Source organism: Xanthomonas citri pv. citri, assembly GCF_000961215.1.
Lineage (GTDB): Bacteria > Pseudomonadota > Gammaproteobacteria > Xanthomonadales > Xanthomonadaceae > Xanthomonas > Xanthomonas cissicola.
In genome coordinates this window covers 2990414-3007677 of sequence record NZ_CP008998.1, presented here as the reverse complement: position 1 = coordinate 3007677, position 17264 = coordinate 2990414, and the positions used below count along the sequence as shown (strand labels likewise).

The window sequence follows — 17264 nt, the reverse complement described above, 5'->3', positions numbered from 1 at the left end:
GCGCCCGATGCAATCGATTTCGACGTGATCTTCAAATGTGCATGGCGATACTGCGCGCATGACGCACAAGACACTCCGACGCACCCTGATCCACGGTTACTGCGGTGAATTCCGCGTGGAGACCCTGGAAAGCCAGGCGCCTGGCGCGACGTTGTGGCTTTCGACTGCGTTCGTTTACCACCGCGACCGCGCCGCCCCCGTGGCCACGATCGAGGGCGCAGGGCAGGGCGAGTACCGGGGCGACGCGCGCGAGCAGGCGCTGCGCGTAGGTTCTTGTCTGGCGGAGTTTTTGGACCCCAAGGAATACCGCAGCTGCGAAAGGCAGAGCGGCTGAAGAATCGCGGACTCTTGCGTGCGCTTCGAGCGTGCAGGCGGCGAGATCGTGGTTGGCGGGGAACAGGGAAGACCGGCGGCAAGTCGCGCGATGCCTCGCATGAACTCGGTGCGTACTGCGAGTGCCGAAGTGGGCGCGCCCACTCATGTCGCGCTTATAGCAACACCACGTTGTGCAGATGCGTTTGCAGGCCCTTGCGCAAAATCCGGTAGCAATCGCGATCGAAGTCGCCGGGTGTGGACTGCAGTTTGCGGGCAGTGGCCAGCGAGGTGGCGCTGCCCAGATAGTGCCAGTCGCGCAGCACGTGAAACTGGCGCAACTGCTTACCTTCTTCCATGAGTGCGACCGCGCCAGGAAACGGCCATACGACCTGTTCCAGGTGCTGGAGGGCAGCGCGTAGACGCGTCTCGTGGTCGCCCAGCGACTCGGCGCCATGGCAGGCACCGGCACAGCGTTCCAACATGGCGCGGAAACACGGGCGACCATCGGTGGCGCGTTCCAGGCCGAGCAGCCCGTAGCAAAGGCGGTCGCGATCGGCCAGCCGCCGCAACGCCTCCTTGGCGGCGCGTGGGCTGGAATAGAGCCCATACAGCCATGGTGTTACCGCCGGATCGCGCTCGGCCGAATGCACGATGGACACCTCGCCGCAATACAGGCGGATCGAAAACTGACGCGGTACGCGACGCAGCTTCTGGTTGTACAGCGGGCGCATCGATTTGATGAGCTGGGATTCCAGCAGCTGCGCACCGAGATCGCCGGCCATTTCGAATACGCTGATGCGCCGGGTCTGGCGCAATAACGAGGCTTCGCGTGGCGTGCGGAAGTGATCCATCACCCGCATCCGCAGGTTGATGCTCTTGCCGATGTACAAGGGGAGTCCGCTGTCCTTGCCATGGAACAGATACACCCCGGCAGTCGTCGGCAAGGTCGCGAGCGTGCTGCGCAAATGGTCGGGGTAGGCGTATTCGACCGCGCCGAGCGCGCGGCGAACGCGTTCACTGCGGGCCACGGCGGACCTTGGTCTGCTGCGTCAGCGTATCGACTCGTGCGCAACCACCCACATGGCGCGGCGCTGCTGTATGCACGGTGGCATGTGGGAATGCCTGGAAAATCGTTGTCATCGGGCAGTAGCGTGCCGATGTGCTGTCGCATCAGCTGAGACGCCGCATGAAAAGAACGCGCTTCCGAAAGAGCTTCAGCTCTTCCGGAAGCGCCGTGGTACCTGCAGTGTTGTGCAGCTCAGCGGTTGTTGCCGCCACCGCTCGCCTGGCCGCCCTTCTTGCCGGCTTCGCGCGCTTCTTGCGAGGTGAACTCGTGGGCATTGCCACTTTCATGGGCCGCCTTGCCGCCCTTGGATGCGATTTCGCGCTGCTTGTCTTCGTCCATCGAAGCAAAGCCGCGGTTGCTGGTGCCACCCTTGTTGTCGTTCTGATTTGCCATTGCGGATTCTCGTTTCGTCAGTTGGGGAATGCACCACTGGACGCCGTGGTGCGAGGCCAGCATCGCGGTGGAGGCATCAATCGGACGTGGGGATTTCGACAGCTAGGCGTGAGCCGGCAAGCGGGCTTGACGAGCGATCTTCACTGCCGAAAAACGCGGTGTGGCGAAGCAATCCTGCAGACGCTCGACAGTATGTCGACTCAACCATGCACGTGCGCCGCACGGTCCTAGGTCCTGCAATCCGATGCCGGCGCGCGCGACAACGACGGCCGGCCATGCAGGCAGCCCCGACGCAGACCAGGACACCGCGATGACGACACCATGCGGATGGTGGGCAACAGTGCCGGCAATGACGGCGACGCTCGCCATGCCAGCCAGCGTCGCAACGCTACCTGCAGGCGCTGCCGAATCGTTACCTACTGTCGGTGGATGGGTGTCGCTAGCGCAGATCTCACCGAGGTGGCCGGCTGGACGACGTGGTTGCGTTGCGTGCATCCGCAGAACAGACGCTGCGTGGCAATGGACATGCGGCACCGCCGCGTACCTTGCTGGTGCTGCTTGCAAACGCGGACGGTGGGTTTGTCGAAGTCGTGCGCAACACGCGGGTGATCTTCAAAGCCGACGAAGGCGGGCAGTGCGATCCGTTTCTGGACAGCGACCAGGGCCTGGTCGCCAAGGGCGCGTATTTCACCGTGCAAGACGGATTGGCGTGCGGACAACACTGGACGGACTGCATCACCTTTCGTTACGACCGCCACCGCGGCGCTGTCGTGTTCCACAAGCGCGTGATCGACGTATGGGAAATGAACACCCAGGACGCGCCGATGCCGACGCCGACGCGCTGCGCCTGAGCGAGCACAAAGAAATTGCCGCCGACCCGGGTAAGCCGGTCCTGCTATCTGCCTATACGCCTGCAACGTGATGGCGTCGCTGTGCGTTCATTCGCCCGCGCGTCGCCGGTTCTGCGTGTAGTGCCGGGATCATGGCGAACGTGTCAGTGCGCGGCGCGCCGGTGTCCCGGTCGAGCCGGCGGTATCGCACTGAGTGAGCGCAGTGGGCGCAGCGCCGTCGGGCTGGGAACGCCGCCAAACGAGGGGCGGACGACACCCAGCGCTCACGGGTGCGCAGCTGCAATCGCAGCGCACTGGTTTAGCGGCAGGCGCGGCCGTACGGGAAATGCTCATGGATGTGACGAATCGCCTCACCGGACCCAACTAGACTGTGGCCACGGGAATGGCCCCGCGGAGAACATCACTTGAACGATCCCGGTCACGGAGAGCTGCGAGCGCCTCACATCAGCGAATCTCGCAGCCTGCCTGTCGAGAAGCACCGCTCGGACATCTTCTTTGCCGCAGTGGAAACCACGCGCATGCCGATGACGGTGACCGACCCCCATCTTCCGGATAATCCCATCGTGTTCGCCAACCGCGCGTTCCTGGAGATGACCGGCTATGCCGCCGATGAAGTCATCGGCAACAACTGCCGCTTCCTGCAGGGGCCGGAGACCGATCCGGCCAGCATCAGCGATGTGCGCGAATCGATCGAAAGCCGTCGCGAATTTGCCACCGAGGTGCTGAATTACCGCAAGGACGGCTCCTCGTTCTGGAATGCGCTCTTCATCTCGCCGGTGTTCGACGACAAGGGCAACCTGGTGTATTTCTTCGGCTCGCAGCTGGATGTGAGCCGGCGCCGCGATGCCGAAGATGCGCTGCGCCAGGCGCAGAAGATGGAAGCGCTGGGCCAGCTGACCGGCGGCATCGCGCACGATTTCAACAATCTGCTGCAGGTGATGTCTGGCCATCTGGAAGTGATCCAGACGATGGCCAGCGCCGGCGGCAGTAGTGCCGAGCGCATTGCCTTCAGTGCCGAACACGCGGCGGCAGCGGCTGCCAAGGCGGCCACCTTGACCCAGCAACTGCTGGCGTTTTCGCGCAAGCAGAAACTGCGCGGGCGGGTAGTGAACCTCAACGGATTGGTGGCCGGCATGACCAACATGGCCGAGCGCGCGCTGGGAGGCGGAGTCACTCTGCGCCAGTCGCTGGAAGAAGGGCTGTGGAACTGCCAGATCGACACCACCCAGGCAGAGGTGGCGCTGTTGAACGTGTTGATCAATGCGCGCGACGCGATGGCCCAGGCCGAACGCAAGGAAGTGACGGTGCAGACCCAGAACGTGGAGATCACCGGCCACGATCTGGCGATGTACCACCAGCTGGCACCGGGCCGCTACGTCAGCATTGCCGTGACCGACACCGGCTCGGGCATGCCGCCGGAGGTGGTCAGCCGGGTGATGGAACCGTTCTTCACCACCAAGGAGGAAGGCCAGGGCACCGGCCTGGGCCTGTCGATGGTGTATGGATTCGTCAAGCAGTCCGGCGGCACCGTACGCATCTACAGCGAGGTGGGCGAGGGCAGCACGGTGCGGCTGTATTTCCCCGCCTCCAGCGAATTCGAAAACGATTTGCAGATAGCCAAGAGTCGCGCCATCGACAAGGGTGGCAACGAAACCATCCTGGTGGTGGAAGACAAGCAGGATGTGGCGGTGGTGGCGCGGATGTTTCTGGAAAATGCCGGTTACCGCATCCTGTCTGCGTCCAGCGGACGCGAGGCGATGGAGATCCTGGAGAAGAACCCGGAAGTGGATGCGCTATTCACCGACCTGATCATGCCCGGCGGTATGAACGGGGTGATGCTCGCCCGTGAGGCGCGCCGCATGTTGCCGAAGATCAAGATCCTGCTCACCACCGGCTACGCCGATGCCAGCATCCAGCGTACCGATGTGGGCGGCGCCGAGTTCGATGTGGTGAACAAGCCCTATACGCAGAAGGAATTGCTCAAGCGCATCCGCATGTTGCTGGATGGGCCGACCGGGGTTGGTTGAGTCCGACAGATCGCCACTGCGATGCCGCTGCGGCATCGCACTGCAATCGCCGTTGAGCTTCAAGATTGCGGCAGTCCGCTAGCGCAGCGCCCGGAGCAGCAGGCATCGGGCGCTGCCTGGCGACCATGAGGCCCGCGGAGCTCGACGCATGGCGCATCCGCCAGATCACCCACGTCGTGCGCGGGATATGGGCGGATCGCCAAGCTTATTTTGCGACGGGAACACCACGCCACGTCGGTGAACGGCCTGGCCGTTCCGGCACTCGCTCTTTTCAGCAGATGCAGCCACCCCATTACTTCTCAGACGCATTGGATGCAGCAAAGGCTGCCACTACTGGTGCAACTCACGACTCCGCAATCCCACATCCGCGCGCTCAGTCACCCACCGGCGCCACATAGCCTTCGGGTTTGTCGGCATTGCGCTCGAACAGGAACTTCTGCAGCTCGGCTTCGAGAAAGGCGCGGTGCTTGGGGTCGCGCGGCGACAGCCGGTTTTCGTTGATCAGCATGGTCTGGTGCGCCAACCACGCTTGCCAGGCGTTCTTGCCGATCTGCGCGAAAATGCGCTGGCCGAGCTCGCCCGGATACGGCACGAAATCCAGGCCTTCGGCGTCGCTTTGCTGGTAGTGGCAGAACACGGTGCGGGACATGCGGATTCCTTTGGAAGACGCGCTTACAACGCGTCGAGCAACTTGCGGATCGGCGCCGGCAGGCCTAGCGATGCAAGATCGGCAGGTGCTACCCAGCGTAGGTCGTCATTGTCGCGCACCGCCGGACGTAGCGCGACCTTGCGCAGGCGCCATGGCTGCAAATGCAGGCGGTAATGGCTGAAGGTGTGCACGATCGGCGGCATCTCGTCGGCGCGCTCGTAGTTGCCGTCGATATGCGCCGCAAACCAGGCGCGCATGCCGCTCTCGGTCTCGGCCTGCGGCAGCGTCCATAGTGAGGCCCAAATGCCGGTTGGCGGGCGTCGCTGCAGCAGGATGTGGCCCTCGGCATTCTGCAGCAGCAGCGCAGTGGCCTCGCGTTCGGGTAGCTGCTTGCCGGGTTTGGGGGTGGGCAACGCGTCGACCAGGCCATTGCGGCGTGCGATGCAATCGGTCTGCAGCGGGCACAGTACGCAGGCGGGCTTGGCGCGCGTGCACAGGGTGGCGCCGAAATCCATCTGCGCCTGGGTGTAGTCGGCCAGGCGGCCAGCGGGGACGTGCGCAACATGGATGATGGCGTGTTGCCATAACTGTTTTTCGATCGCCGGCAGGCCGGGATACCCGGCGATGCCGTGGAAGCGCGTGAGCACGCGTTTGACGTTGCCGTCCATGATCGCAAAGCGATCGTTCCAGGCCTGGCTCAGGATCGCCCCTGCCGTGCTGCGGCCGATGCCCGGCAACGCAAGCAGTGCATCGAAGTCGCGCGGAACTTGCCCGCCGTGCAGCGCGACGCATTGCTTGGCGGCGGCATGCAGATTGCGCGCGCGGGCGTAGTAGCCCAGTCCGGCCCACTGCGCCATCACCGTGTCGTTGTCGGCCGCAGCCAGATCGGCCAGCGCAGGGAAGCGCGCCATGAACTTGTGGAAATACGGAATGACCACCGCGACCTGGGTCTGCTGCAGCATGATTTCCGACAGCCACACCCGATAGGGCGCGCGTGGATGCTGCCAGGGTAGATCATGGCGACCGTGGCCGTCGAACCAGTGCAACAGGCGGTCGACAAAGGCATGAGCGGAGGGAGTGGCGTGGTCGGCTGGCATGAGCGCTGCTGGCGATGGAGGGCGGGGCGAGGGTGGCGGGACGCGAAGCGGGTCTGCTGCGTACGTCGTGCGGCGCGTCCATTCACCGCAGCGGAAACGTCATTCCGACCAGGCACCGTTCGCAGAACCATCCTTCATCGCCAGGTCGATGCGGTGTTGCCGGCGCATGGGCGTCGGCCACTGATGCATCCGCGCGACATTGCTTTCTGAGTGCTGCGGGCGAGGGCTGGGCAAACTCCGGTACGCGTCTTGCCTGGGACCAATCGCGTGACGCCTGCCGCACGGTGCAACCTGCCTGTCGCGCCTGCGCGCACAGCGGTTGCAGATGCGGACAGGCATCTTCCGATCAACCGCCCAACGCGTCCGGCAACAGCGCGTCGACGAAGGCAACCGGGTCGAAGACGCGCAGATCCTCCGGGCGCTCGCCGATACCGGCAAAGCGGATCGGAATATTGAACTCGCGCGCCAGCGCGAACACCACGCCGCCCTTGGCAGTGCCATCGAGCTTGGTCACGACCAGGCCGGTGACGCCCACGGCAGCGTGGAACTGGCGCAGCTGCGAAATGGCGTTCTGGCCGGTGGTGCCGTCGATGACCATCAAGACTTCGTGCGGCGCAGCGGCATCGATCTTGCCGAGCACGCGGCGGATCTTGCCGAGCTCGTTCATCAGCCCGGTCTGGGTATGCAGGCGGCCGGCGGTGTCGGCGATCAACACATCGGTGCCGCGCGCCTTGGCGGCCTGCAGCGCGTCGAACGCCACCGACGCGGCATCGGCGTTTTGCCCCTGCGCGATCACGGCCACGCCATTGCGATCGCCCCAGGCCTGCAATTGCGCCACGGCGGCAGCACGGAAGGTGTCGCCGGCTGCGAGCATCAGGCTGTTGCCTTCGTCCTTGAAGCGCTTGGCGAGCTTGCCGATGGTGGTGGTCTTGCCGACGCCGTTGACGCCAACGGTGAGCACCACGAACGGTTTGAGCGAGCGGTCGATCACCAGCGGTTTGGAGACCGGCTGCAGCAGCGCGATGAGATCGGCACGCAAGGCCTTGAACATCGCCTGGGCGTCGACGAATTCGCGCGACTTCATCCGCTTGCGCAGGCCGTCGATCAACGCCGTGGTGGCGCCGATGCCGACGTCGGCGGTGATCAACGCGGTTTCGATCTCGTCGAGCAGGTCGTCATCGAGCTTGGGATTGCGCGAGAACAGGCCGCCGAAACTGCGAGCGAAGGTGCTGTTGCGCAACCGCTCGCGCCAGCCGGGTTTTCCCGCCGGCGCGGCGGGGAGGGCCTCGCGCTGGCCGACGATGCTGTCGTCCTGCGTGCTCGGCAGCGGTGCACTGACAATCGCCGGCGCGGTGACCGTCGGCGCGGCACTGATGGGCGGCGCGCCGGCTGGAGCTGCAGCAGCCGGTGCAGGCGTCGAGGCCGGCGGAGCGGCGACCGGGGGTGCGACCACGGCAGGCGCTGCGCTTTGCAGGGGCGACACCGGCTGTGCAGGCACGGCAGGAGGCGGCGTCGGGACGGTCTGCGGCTGCGCTACGACCGGCGGCGGCACCACGACCGGCGCGCTGGGGGCGCTGGCGGGTATCGGGTCTGGCAGTGCCTGCAATGCGGTCGGCGCAGGCGCCGCAGGAGCTGCGGGCGCGCTCGGGACGGCGGCAATACTCTGCGCCTGGCCAGTGCGTGCAGCGATCTCCTGCGCCAGCTGGTCGGCTGGCGCGGCGGTGATCTGCGGCGGTATCGGCGCCGCGGGCGCTGCAGGCTCGCCGCCTGCCGGAGCAGGCGTGACAGGCGCAACAACCGGCGTTGCGGCCGCTTCGCGTTCTGGCTCGGCATTCGGCACCGCCTCGACCGGCGATGCCGGGGTGGCGGCAGACGGCGCGGTGGGGAATGCGGCTGCCAGTTCTTCCAGGCTGTAGCGCGAGGTACGCGAGCTGTCGGGCGTGGTTGGCTTGTTACGGCGAAAAAAGCTGGCCATTGGCAACGCAGTAGGGGAAACCCGAAATTCTATCATCCGGGCCTCCTGACACCTTGACGCCGCCTTTAGCGCAGCTCCGCGCCCGGGCGTCTCGCATGCATCGCACTGCCGTCGGTATGGCGGCTCACCTGGGTGCGCTAGCGCGTGGCAAATCCTGCCGAATTCGGCATTTTTGCCAGCGATGTGTCAACGCGAAGTTGTGTCTTTATAACTGACCTTTGAGCGCGCGGTAATCACGCGGCGTCATGCCGACGGTGGCCTTGAACTGGCGCGCGAAGGCACTCTGGTCGGCGAAGCCGCAGCGTTGCCCGATGCTGGCGATGCTGTCGTCGCCGTACAGCAGCCGCATCGCCGATTCGATGCGCAACTTGGTCAGCAATTGCTGCGGGGTGACCTGAAACACGCGGCGGAAGTGACGTTCCAGCTGCGCCACCGACAGCCCGGCCAGGTCGGCCAGGCTCTGCACGCGCAGGTTGTCTCCGAAGTTGGTCTGCATGTGTTCCATCACCTGGCTCAAGCGTTCGTAGGCGGAATGACGGCTGTCGGGCTGGCCCAGATCGCGCGAGATGCCGACCACACCGATCACCTCATTGGCCTCGCACAGCGGGCGTTTGAAGGTCAGGCACCAGCCCGGCAGGCGGTTGGGGTACAGATGCACTTCGAGCTGGTTGTCGATGAGCTCGCCACACAGCACGCGGCGGTCCTGCATCATGTAGCTGCCGCCCAGCGGCAACGGGAACACTTCCAGCGGCGAGCGGCCGATGATCTCGCTGCGCAGCTTGCGTCCCAACCGGCGCACCAGGGTCAGGTTGCAATGGGTGTAGCGCCCCTCGCTGTCCTTGATGAAGAACACCACATCCGGCAGTGCATCGAACAGCGTCTGCATTTCCAGGGCGGGCAGGTTGAGGTCCATCAGGGTCATGGTAGCGGTCACGATTAGACGGTTGCACGACGGTGCAGCCCAGCAATGATCCTAGCGCAAACGCGCGGTTGTGATTCGGGTGGGTGATTGTGCGGATTTCCGCATTTTCACTTGGCATTGAACGCTAGTCGTCCGCGGGTCGGCAGTGGGAGCATGAGCCATGCACACCATCGACGTCATCGACTCCCACACGGCAGGCGAGCCTACCCGCGTGGTCCTTTCCGGTTTTCCAGATCTGGGCGATGGCGATCTGGCGCAGTGCCGCGAACGCTTCCGCAGCGAGTTCGACCACTGGCGCAGCGCCATCGCCTGCGAGCCGCGTGGGTCGGACACCATGGTGGGCGCCTTGTTGCTGCCGCCGCGCGACCCGAGCGCCTGCACCGGGGTGATCTTCTTCAATAACGTCGGCTACCTGGGCATGTGCGGGCACGGCACGATTGGCGTGGTGCGCACGCTGGCCGAACTGGGGCGCATCGCGCCGGGCCAGCACCGGATCGAGACACCGGTCGGCACGGTGGGCGTGGAGCTGGCCGACGACGGCACGGTGTCGGTAGACAATGTCGAGAGCTATCGTTTTGCCAGCGGGGTCGAGGTGGAGGTGCCGGGGCATGGCCGGGTGTGCGGCGACGTGGCCTGGGGCGGCAACTGGTTTTTCATCACCGAGCATGCGCCGTGCGCGCTGGACCTGGCGCACCAGCGCGAGCTGACCGCGTATACCGAGGCGATTCGGCTGGCCCTGGAAGCGGCCGGGATCACTGGCGAGGCCGGTGGCGAGATCGACCATATCGAAGTCAACGGCGCTGCGCCCGACGGTAGCGGCGTGGCGCGCAATTTCGTGCTGTGCCCGGGGCTGGCCTATGACCGCTCGCCGTGCGGCACCGGCACCAGCGCCAAGCTGGCCTGCCTGGCGGCGGACGGCAAGTTGGCCGAAGGCGAGCGCTGGGTGCAGCAAGGCATTCTGGGCAGCGCCTTCGAAGGCAATTATCGGCTGAGCGGGCGCGGCATCGCACCGCGCATCAGTGGGCGGGCGTACATCACCGCGCGCGCGCAACTGGTGATCGACCCGGCGGACCCGTTCGCCTGGGGCATCGTGGCCTGATGGAACCCCAGCGGCCCGCGCCGGTGCTTGCGTCGGTCACGCCGTCTGGCGCAGCAGTGTCTGCTGCGATGACAGGGACTGCCCCTGCAACGCCTGCGTCGGTATCGGCGCCTGGATTGGATGCGGTGACCGAATCCGGGTCCGCCGCGTCTGCCGCAGGCACGCGACGCAGTTACGACCTGATCGTGATCGGCGCCGGCATTGTGGGCGCCGCGTGCGCGGAAGCGGCGGCGGGCGAGGGCCTTCGTGTGGCGATCGTCGAGCCGGGACCGATCGGCGGCGGCTCCACCGCAGCGGCGATGGGGCATTTGGTGGCGATGGACGACGACCCGGCCGAGCTGGCGTTGTCGGCGTATTCGCTGCGGCTGTGGGAGCGCTTCGCCACGCTTAGCGAAGCCGAATTCAGCCGCTGCGGCACGCTGTGGGTGGCCCGCGATGCGCGCGAACTGGCGGCGGTGCCAGCCAAGATCGCACGCCTGGCAACGGCCGGCCTGCATGCCGAAGCGATCGATGCCGCGCAGCTGTACGCGCTGGAACCACAGCTGGTGCCCGGGCTGGCTGGCGGCATGCGCGTGCCCGATGAAGCCGTGGTGTATCCGCCGCGGGTCGCGCGGCATTTGGTGGGCGCGGCATGCACGTCCGGTGCGCGCTTGTTCGCCGGCCGCCGCGTGGTGCAGCTGCAGGAGCATGCGGTGCGTCTGGACGATGGGCAGACGCTCGCCGGGCCGGTGCTGGTGGCCAGCGGTGTGGCCTTGCCGCAGTTGCTGCCCGAGCTGGCGCTGCGCCCGCGCAAGGGCCATTTGGTGATTACCGACCGGCACCCGGGGCTGATCCGGCATCAGCTGCTGGAACTGGGCTATGCGGATTCGGCGCATGGAGCCGACGACACCAGCGTGGCCTTCAATGTGCAGCCGCGGCCCACCGGGCAGATTCTGATCGGCTCCTCGCGCCAGTTCGGCGAGCACGACCGCGCCTTGTCGATGCCGGTGCTGCAGCAGATGCTGCAGCGCGCCTTCGCGTACCTGCCAGTGCTGCGCGAACTGCAAGCGATCCGCGTGTGGACCGGTTTGCGACCGGCCACGCCGGACGGGCGCCCGTATTTGGGGAAGGTGCCCGGCCGGCGCGATGTGTGGGTGGCCGCCGGTCACGAGGGGCTTGGGGTCACCACGGCGCTGGGGAGCGCACGGGTGATCGTGGACAGCCTGCTCGGGCGCACCCCGGCCATCGACCCGGCGCCCTACGCACCGGCGCGTGCCGCGCAAGGAGCGCCCGCATGAGCGCGACGGTGCGTCTGCACGTGGATGGGCGCATGGTCGAGGTGCCGGCCGGTGCCAGCGTGGCGGCGGCAGTGGCGCAGGCGACGTTGCAGTTTCGGCAATCGAGCAGTGGGCAAGCGCGCGCCCCCCTGTGCGGCATGGGGGTGTGTTTCGAATGCCGCGTGCGCATCGATGGCGTGGGACAGCAACGCGCGTGCCTGGTGGACGCATGCGATGGCATGCAGGTACGCACCGATGGCTGAGCGCGTGCTGCATTTCGATGTGTTGGTGATCGGCGCCGGCCCGGCCGGGCTGGCGGCGGCGCGGGCGGCGGTCAGCCAAGGCGTGCGCGTGGGCGTGGTCGACATGCAGCCACGTACCGGCGGTCAGGTGTGGCGCAGCGATGTGCACTCCGGCGCGCCGGCCGATGCGCGCGCATTGCTGCAGCAGGTGGCGGGCAATGCATCGATCACCGTGCTGACGCGCACGCAGATTTTGCTGGCGCAACCGGGCTGGCTCCTGGCCGATGGCCCCACCGGCACATTGCAGCTGCATTACGCCGCGTTGGTGCTGGCCACCGGTGCGCGCGAATTGCTGCTGCCATTCCCGGGATGGACCCTGCCCGGCGTCACCGGTGCCGGCGCGGCGCAGGCGCTGGCCAAGCAGGGCTGGCCGCTGGCTGGCAAGCGCGTGCTGGTGGCCGGCAGTGGCCCGTTGTTGCTGGCCAGTGCAGCCACGTTGCAACGGCATGGCGCGCACGTGCTCGGCATTCACGAACAGACCTCGCCGGCCGCCTTGCGCCAGTTCGCACTGCAGCTGTGGCGCTGGCCGGGCAAGGCCGCGCAGGCGGTGGCGCTGCGCCTGCAGCTGCGTGCAGTGGCATATCGCGCCGGCAGCATGGTGATTGCCGCGCACGGCGACACGCAGTTGCGCGAAGTGGAACTCGCCGGGCCCAGCGGCCGCACGCGTCTTGCCTGCGATCAACTGGCGGTGGGCTATGGCTTGGTGCCCAATACCGAGCTTGCGCAATTGCTGGGTTGCCAGCTGCAAGCGTACGGCGCGCACCAGCAGGTGCAGGTGGATGCGCTGTTGCGTACCAGCGTCACCCAGATCTTTGCCGCCGGCGAAGTCTGCGGCATCGGCGGGCGCGACTGCGCATTGATTGAAGGTGCGATGGCCGGACATATGGCGGCCGATGCACCGGAGGCGGCGCTGCGCCTGCAGCCACGGCGTCACGCCGCGCGTGCGTTTGCCGATCTGCTGCAGCAGCAATTCGCGCTTGATCCGCGCATCCGCACGCTGGCGCAGGCGGACACGTTGATCTGCCGCTGCGAAGACGTACCGCTGGCCGCCCTGGACAGCTTCAACGATGCACGCGACGCCAAGCTCGTCTCGCGCTGCGGCATGGGCGCCTGCCAGGGCCGCATCTGCGGTGCGGCGCTGGCCGAACTGGGGCGTTGCCCGCCCGATCTTTCCACCGACGCCGGCCGCCGGCCGCCGTTGTTCCCGGTCCGCCTCGCGGCGCTGGCCGACTCGTTCACTTCCGACTCGCAAGGGAAACACCCATGAGCAATGCTGCGTTCTGGCACGGCGTGCTGCCGGCCATCACCACTCCGTTCACCGCTAACGGCGACATCGACCACGACTTCCTCGGCAAGCACGCCAATCAACTGGTGGATGCCGGTTGCACCGCGATCGTGCCGCTGGGCTCGTTGGGCGAAGCTGCGACCTTGAGCGTGGAAGACAAGCTGGCGATCCTGCGCACGCTGGTCACCGCCTTGAACGGTCGCGTGCCGGTGGTGCCGGGCATCGCGAGCCTGGCCACCGGCGAAGCGGTCGCGCTGGCCAAGGCGGCCAAGGACATCGGCTGCGGCGGCTTGATGGTGCTGCCGCCGTACGTGTACTCCACCGATTGGCGCGAAATGGGCGCGCATGTGCGCGCGGTGATCGGCGCAACCGATCTGCCGGTGATCCTGTACAACAACCCGGTCGCCTACAAGACCGATTTCGGCCCGGCGCAGATCGCCGAGCTGGCCGCCGAATTCCCGAACCTGCAGGCAGTGAAGGAATCGTCCGGCGACGTGCGCCGCTTCGCCGCACTGCAGGAATTGCTGGGCGATCGCCTGGCGCTGCTGGTGGGCATGGACGATGCCATCGTCGAAGGCCTGAGCATGGGCGCCAAGGGTTGGATCGCCGGCCTGGTCAATGCGTATCCGAAGGAATCGGTGCGCCTGTTCGAACTCGCCCGCGATGGCGGTTACCCGGCGGCCAGGGAGCTTTACCACTGGTTCCTGCCGCTGCTGCGCCTGGATACGGTGCCCACCTTCGTGCAGCTGATCAAACTGGTGCAGGCCAAGGTCGGCATGGGCAGCGAGCAGGTGCGTGCGCCGCGCCTGGTGGTGGCCGGTGCCGAGCGCGATGCCGCGTTGAAGGTCATCGACCATGCCATCGCCACCGCGCCCAAGTTGTCTTGATGGCGCCATGATGCTGCCATCGTCTGTTGCGCCTGCGGGTGAGCGCAGGGTGCGAGTCGTGCGGGTTCGTGCCACGCGCCTTGCCTGCGCGCGGGGCGATGCGTCGGCCGATGCGGATGTGGCATCCAGTGCCGCATCCTCATCGTCTTTCTGGTCGGCCGCCAGCGCACCGAGCGCCGGACCTGCCTCCCTGTCACCGAAGGTGCCGCAATGAACGATACGAACCACTCCATTCCCGCGGCAGCAGCCGAGATCCTGCTGGCAGGCCGATGGCAAGCCAGCCGCGCCGCCACCGGCAGCTTCCGTGCTGCCGACCCGGCCGCCGGCGAACCAATCGGGCCCTACTTTCCGGTCAGTGGCGCGGACGATGTGGAAGCGGCCGTGGTTGCGGCGCAGGCAGTGGCGGCGGAGTTGGCGGCCGCACCGGTCGAGCGGATCGCGGCCTTTCTGGAAGCCTATGCCGATGCGCTAGATGCCGATGCCGATACCCTGGTCGCGCTGGCGCATGCCGAGACGGCGTTACCGGCGCCCACACGCTTGCGCGGTAACGAACTGCCGCGCACCAGCGGCCAACTGCGGCAGGCCGCACGGGCCGTGCGCAGCTACAGCTGGACCCAGCCCATCATCGACAGCGCGGCAGATCTGCGTTCGCACCTGGCGCCGCTGGGCAAACCGGTGCTGGTATTCGGCCCGAACAACTTTCCGTTCGCGTTCAATGCAATTGCCGGCAGCGATTTCGCCTCGGCGATTGCCGCGCGCAACCCGGTCATCGCCAAGGCGCATCCGTTGCATCCGGCCACCAGCCAGCGCATGGCGCAGCTCGCGCATCAGGCCTTGCTCGCGGCCGGTCTGCCTGCGGCGGCGGTGCAACTGCTGTATCACTTCGACAATGCCATCGGCCTGCGATTGGCGGGCGATGCGCGGCTGGGCGCGATCGGATTCACTGGCAGCCGTGCCGGTGGGCTGGCCCTGAAGGCCGCCGCAGACGCGGCGGGCGTGCCGTTTTATGCCGAGCTTTCCAGCGTCAACCCGGTCTTCCTGTTGCCGGGCGCGCTGGCCGAACGCGGCGATGCGCTTGCGCAGGAATTCTTCGCCTCCTGCACGCTGGGTAGCGGGCAGTTCTGCACCAATCCCGGTGTGGTGGTGGTGCCGCATGGCGCGGCTGGCGATGCGTTCGTTGCGGCCAGCAAGGCGCATTTCGAAGCGGCCATGCCGATGGTGCTGTTCTCCGCCTCTGGTGTAGAAGGCGTGCAACGCGGCGTGGCGAGCCTACGTGCGGCCGGCGCCGGCATGCTGGCCGGCGGGCACACCGGCGAGGATGGCTACCGCTATGCGCCGACCTTGTTGAGCGTGGATGCGCAAGCCTTCCTCGCCAATCCGCACGCCCTGCAGGCCGAAGCCTTCGGGCCTGTGAGCCTGCTGGTGCGCGCAGCCGATGTGGCGCAGATGGCACAGGTGGCTGCTGCGTTCGAAGGCAATCTGACCGGCACGTTGTACCGCGCGGCCGACGGCCGCGACGATGCCGCGTGGCAGACCATCGCCCCGGTGCTGCGTGCGCGGGTAGGGCGCTTGATCAACAGCAAGATGCCAACCGGCGTGGCCGTGAGCGCTGCGCAAAACCACGGTGGCCCGTTCCCGAGCACCGGGCATCCGGGCTTCACGGCGGTGGGCATGCCCGGCGCCATCCGCCGTTTTGCCGCCTTGCACAGTTACGACGCGGTGCCCGATGCACTGCTGCCCGCCGAACTGCGCCAGCGCAATCCGGGCGGCGTGGCACGTCTGGTCGACGGGCAATGGAGCACGGCCGATCTTGGAGCCGGCGCATGAAGCGACAGATCGGCGGGCTGTCGCTGGAGCAAGCGCGTGCGCAACTCGCGCCGTGGACACAACGCGCCGCGCCGATCGCCGCGGACGAATACGAGCGCCGCATCGAGCGTGCACGCAGCCTCATGCGCGGGCATGGCGTGGATGCGCTGTTGATCGGCGCCGGCACGTCGCTGCGCTATTTCACCGGCGTGCCGTGGGGGGCGAGCGAGCGTCTGGTGGCACTGCTGCTGACGCTGGATGGCGATCCGGTGTTGATCTGCCCCGTGTTCGAGGAAGGCTCGCTGGATGCGGTACTGAAGATCCCGGCGACCAAATACCTGTGGGAAGAGCACGACGACCCGTACGCACTGGTGGTACAGGCCATGGATGAGCGCCATGCGCACGCCCTGGCGCTGGACCCCGGCATCGCGTTCGCCGTGCACACCGGTCTGCGTGCGCATCTGGGCAAGGCGATTCGTGATGCCGGCGCGATCATCGATGGCTGCCGCATGTGCAAGTCGCCAGCCGAGCTGGCATTGATGCAGCAGGCTTGCGATATGACCTTGCTGGTACAGCGGCTGGCGGCCGGTATCGCGCACGACGGGATCGGGACCGATGAACTGGTGCGTTTCATCGATGAGGCGCATCGCGCGCTGGGCGCCGACAACGGATCGACCTTCTGTATCGTGCAGTACGGTCACGCCACTGCGTTTCCGCATGGCATCCCGGGTGTGCAGCACCTGCGCGAAGGTGAACTGGTGTTGATCGACACCGGCTGCACCGTGCAGGGCTACCACTCCGACATCACCCGCACCTGGATCTATGGTGCGGCCAACGACGCGCAGCAGCGCATCTGGGACCTGGAGCAGGCCGCGCAGGCGGCGGCATTCGCAGCGATCCGCCCGGGCGTGGCATGCGAAGCGGTGGATCAGGCTGCGCGCAAGGTGCTGGAAGCAGCCGGGCTCGGGCCCGACTATCGGCTGCCCGGGTTGCCGCATCGCACCGGTCACGGTTGCGGCCTGGCGATTCACGAGGCGCCTTACCTGGTGCGCGGCAATGCGCTGGCGTTGCAGCCGGGCATGTGTGCCAGCAACGAGCCGATGATCGTGGTGCCGGAGCAGTTCGGCGTGCGCCTGGAAGACCATTTCTACGTGACCGACGATGGTGCGCAGTGGTTCACGCCGCCGTCGGTGGCGATCGATCAACCGTTTGCGTGAGTCTGCGAAGGTTCACGCGCGCGTAGGAGCGCACCCGGGCGCGACGGGCATTCCCGAGTGAAGCCATTCGCGCTCAGGCGCGCTCCTACCGCTGTCCTTGCATCTTGGAGTGAATGC

General features: G+C 66.7%; 15 protein-coding genes and 1 pseudogene. 10 read left to right on the top strand and 6 right to left on the bottom strand.

Features of this window, described 5'->3' with window-relative positions; all coding sequences use genetic code 11:
* Positions 1-58: 58 nt before the first annotated feature.
* A complete protein-coding gene (locus AMD14_RS13475) occupies positions 59-334 on the top strand; it encodes a hypothetical protein (RefSeq protein WP_005914051.1) in 276 nt (91 codons plus the stop codon).
* A 154-nt stretch (positions 335-488) separates the two neighbouring features.
* On the opposite strand, the gene cho is transcribed toward AMD14_RS13475, so the two are convergent.
* Positions 489-1280 carry an excinuclease Cho gene (cho, locus tag AMD14_RS13470; RefSeq protein ID WP_230577978.1) on the bottom strand — a complete coding sequence of 264 codons (792 nt, stop codon included), beginning with the start codon at positions 1278-1280 and terminating at the stop codon, positions 489-491.
* 293 nt (positions 1281-1573) lie between these two features.
* Positions 1574-1774 (bottom strand): KGG domain-containing protein, encoded by a 201-nt coding sequence (locus tag AMD14_RS13465; RefSeq protein ID WP_003484886.1) that lies wholly within the window; start codon positions 1772-1774, stop codon positions 1574-1576.
* 349 nt (positions 1775-2123) lie between these two features.
* Between AMD14_RS13465 and AMD14_RS13460 the strand changes: the two are divergent.
* Positions 2124-2696: pseudogene (locus AMD14_RS13460) on the top strand (hypothetical protein).
* A 333-nt stretch (positions 2697-3029) separates the two neighbouring features.
* Positions 3030-4652 carry a hybrid sensor histidine kinase/response regulator gene (locus AMD14_RS13455; protein ID WP_011051672.1) on the top strand — a complete coding sequence of 541 codons (1623 nt, stop codon included), beginning with the start codon at positions 3030-3032 and terminating at the stop codon, positions 4650-4652.
* A 373-nt stretch (positions 4653-5025) separates the two neighbouring features.
* Here the strand turns inward: AMD14_RS13455 and AMD14_RS13450 are convergent, their stop codons facing one another.
* The 4 genes from AMD14_RS13450 to AMD14_RS13435 all read right to left on the bottom strand — a co-directional run bounded on the left by AMD14_RS13450 (position 5026) and on the right by AMD14_RS13435 (position 9295).
* Entirely contained in the window at positions 5026-5301 is a 276-nt protein-coding gene (locus AMD14_RS13450; protein WP_005914056.1) for an oxidative damage protection protein, read from the bottom strand.
* A 23-nt stretch (positions 5302-5324) separates the two neighbouring features.
* Positions 5325-6398 carry an A/G-specific adenine glycosylase gene (gene mutY / locus AMD14_RS13445; protein WP_011051671.1) on the bottom strand — a complete coding sequence of 358 codons (1074 nt, stop codon included), beginning with the start codon at positions 6396-6398 and terminating at the stop codon, positions 5325-5327.
* A gap of 346 nt (positions 6399-6744) precedes the next feature.
* Positions 6745-8373 carry a signal recognition particle-docking protein FtsY gene (ftsY, locus tag AMD14_RS13440; protein WP_015463355.1) on the bottom strand — a complete coding sequence of 543 codons (1629 nt, stop codon included), beginning with the start codon at positions 8371-8373 and terminating at the stop codon, positions 6745-6747.
* 205 nt (positions 8374-8578) lie between these two features.
* Complete coding sequence (locus AMD14_RS13435; protein WP_003484914.1) at positions 8579-9295, bottom strand: AraC family transcriptional regulator; 717 nt, start codon at positions 9293-9295, stop codon at positions 8579-8581.
* A gap of 160 nt (positions 9296-9455) precedes the next feature.
* On the opposite strand from AMD14_RS13435, the gene AMD14_RS13430 reads away from it, so the two are divergent.
* The 7 genes from AMD14_RS13430 (at position 9456) to AMD14_RS13400 (ending at position 17147) form a co-directional block, all read left to right on the top strand.
* Positions 9456-10394, top strand: coding sequence for a proline racemase family protein (locus AMD14_RS13430; protein WP_005914064.1), 939 nt, complete (start codon positions 9456-9458; stop codon positions 10392-10394).
* Between the two features lie 116 nt (positions 10395-10510).
* Positions 10511-11671: an NAD(P)/FAD-dependent oxidoreductase gene (locus AMD14_RS13425; protein ID WP_005920331.1), complete on the top strand. Its 1161-nt coding sequence runs from the start codon at positions 10511-10513 to the stop codon at positions 11669-11671.
* Positions 11668-11913, top strand: a complete 246-nt coding sequence (locus tag AMD14_RS13420; protein ID WP_005914068.1) for a 2Fe-2S iron-sulfur cluster-binding protein — start codon at positions 11668-11670, stop codon at positions 11911-11913. The genes AMD14_RS13425 and AMD14_RS13420 overlap by 4 nt, the downstream gene beginning before the upstream one ends.
* A complete protein-coding gene (locus AMD14_RS13415) occupies positions 11906-13219 on the top strand; it encodes an FAD-dependent oxidoreductase (protein WP_015472151.1) in 1314 nt (437 codons plus the stop codon). The genes AMD14_RS13420 and AMD14_RS13415 overlap by 8 nt, the downstream gene beginning before the upstream one ends.
* Entirely contained in the window at positions 13216-14124 is a 909-nt protein-coding gene (locus AMD14_RS13410) for a dihydrodipicolinate synthase family protein (RefSeq protein ID WP_005929129.1), read from the top strand. Before AMD14_RS13415 ends, AMD14_RS13410 begins: the two co-directional genes overlap by 4 nt.
* A gap of 210 nt (positions 14125-14334) precedes the next feature.
* Positions 14335-15951 (top strand): aldehyde dehydrogenase family protein, encoded by a 1617-nt coding sequence (locus tag AMD14_RS13405; protein ID WP_003484920.1) that lies wholly within the window; start codon positions 14335-14337, stop codon positions 15949-15951.
* The gene (locus tag AMD14_RS13400; protein WP_003484921.1) at positions 15948-17147 is read left to right on the top strand and encodes a M24 family metallopeptidase; all 1200 of its coding nucleotides are present in this window, start codon (positions 15948-15950) and stop codon (positions 17145-17147) included. Before AMD14_RS13405 ends, AMD14_RS13400 begins: the two co-directional genes overlap by 4 nt.
* The last annotated feature ends 117 nt before the right edge of the window (positions 17148-17264 follow it).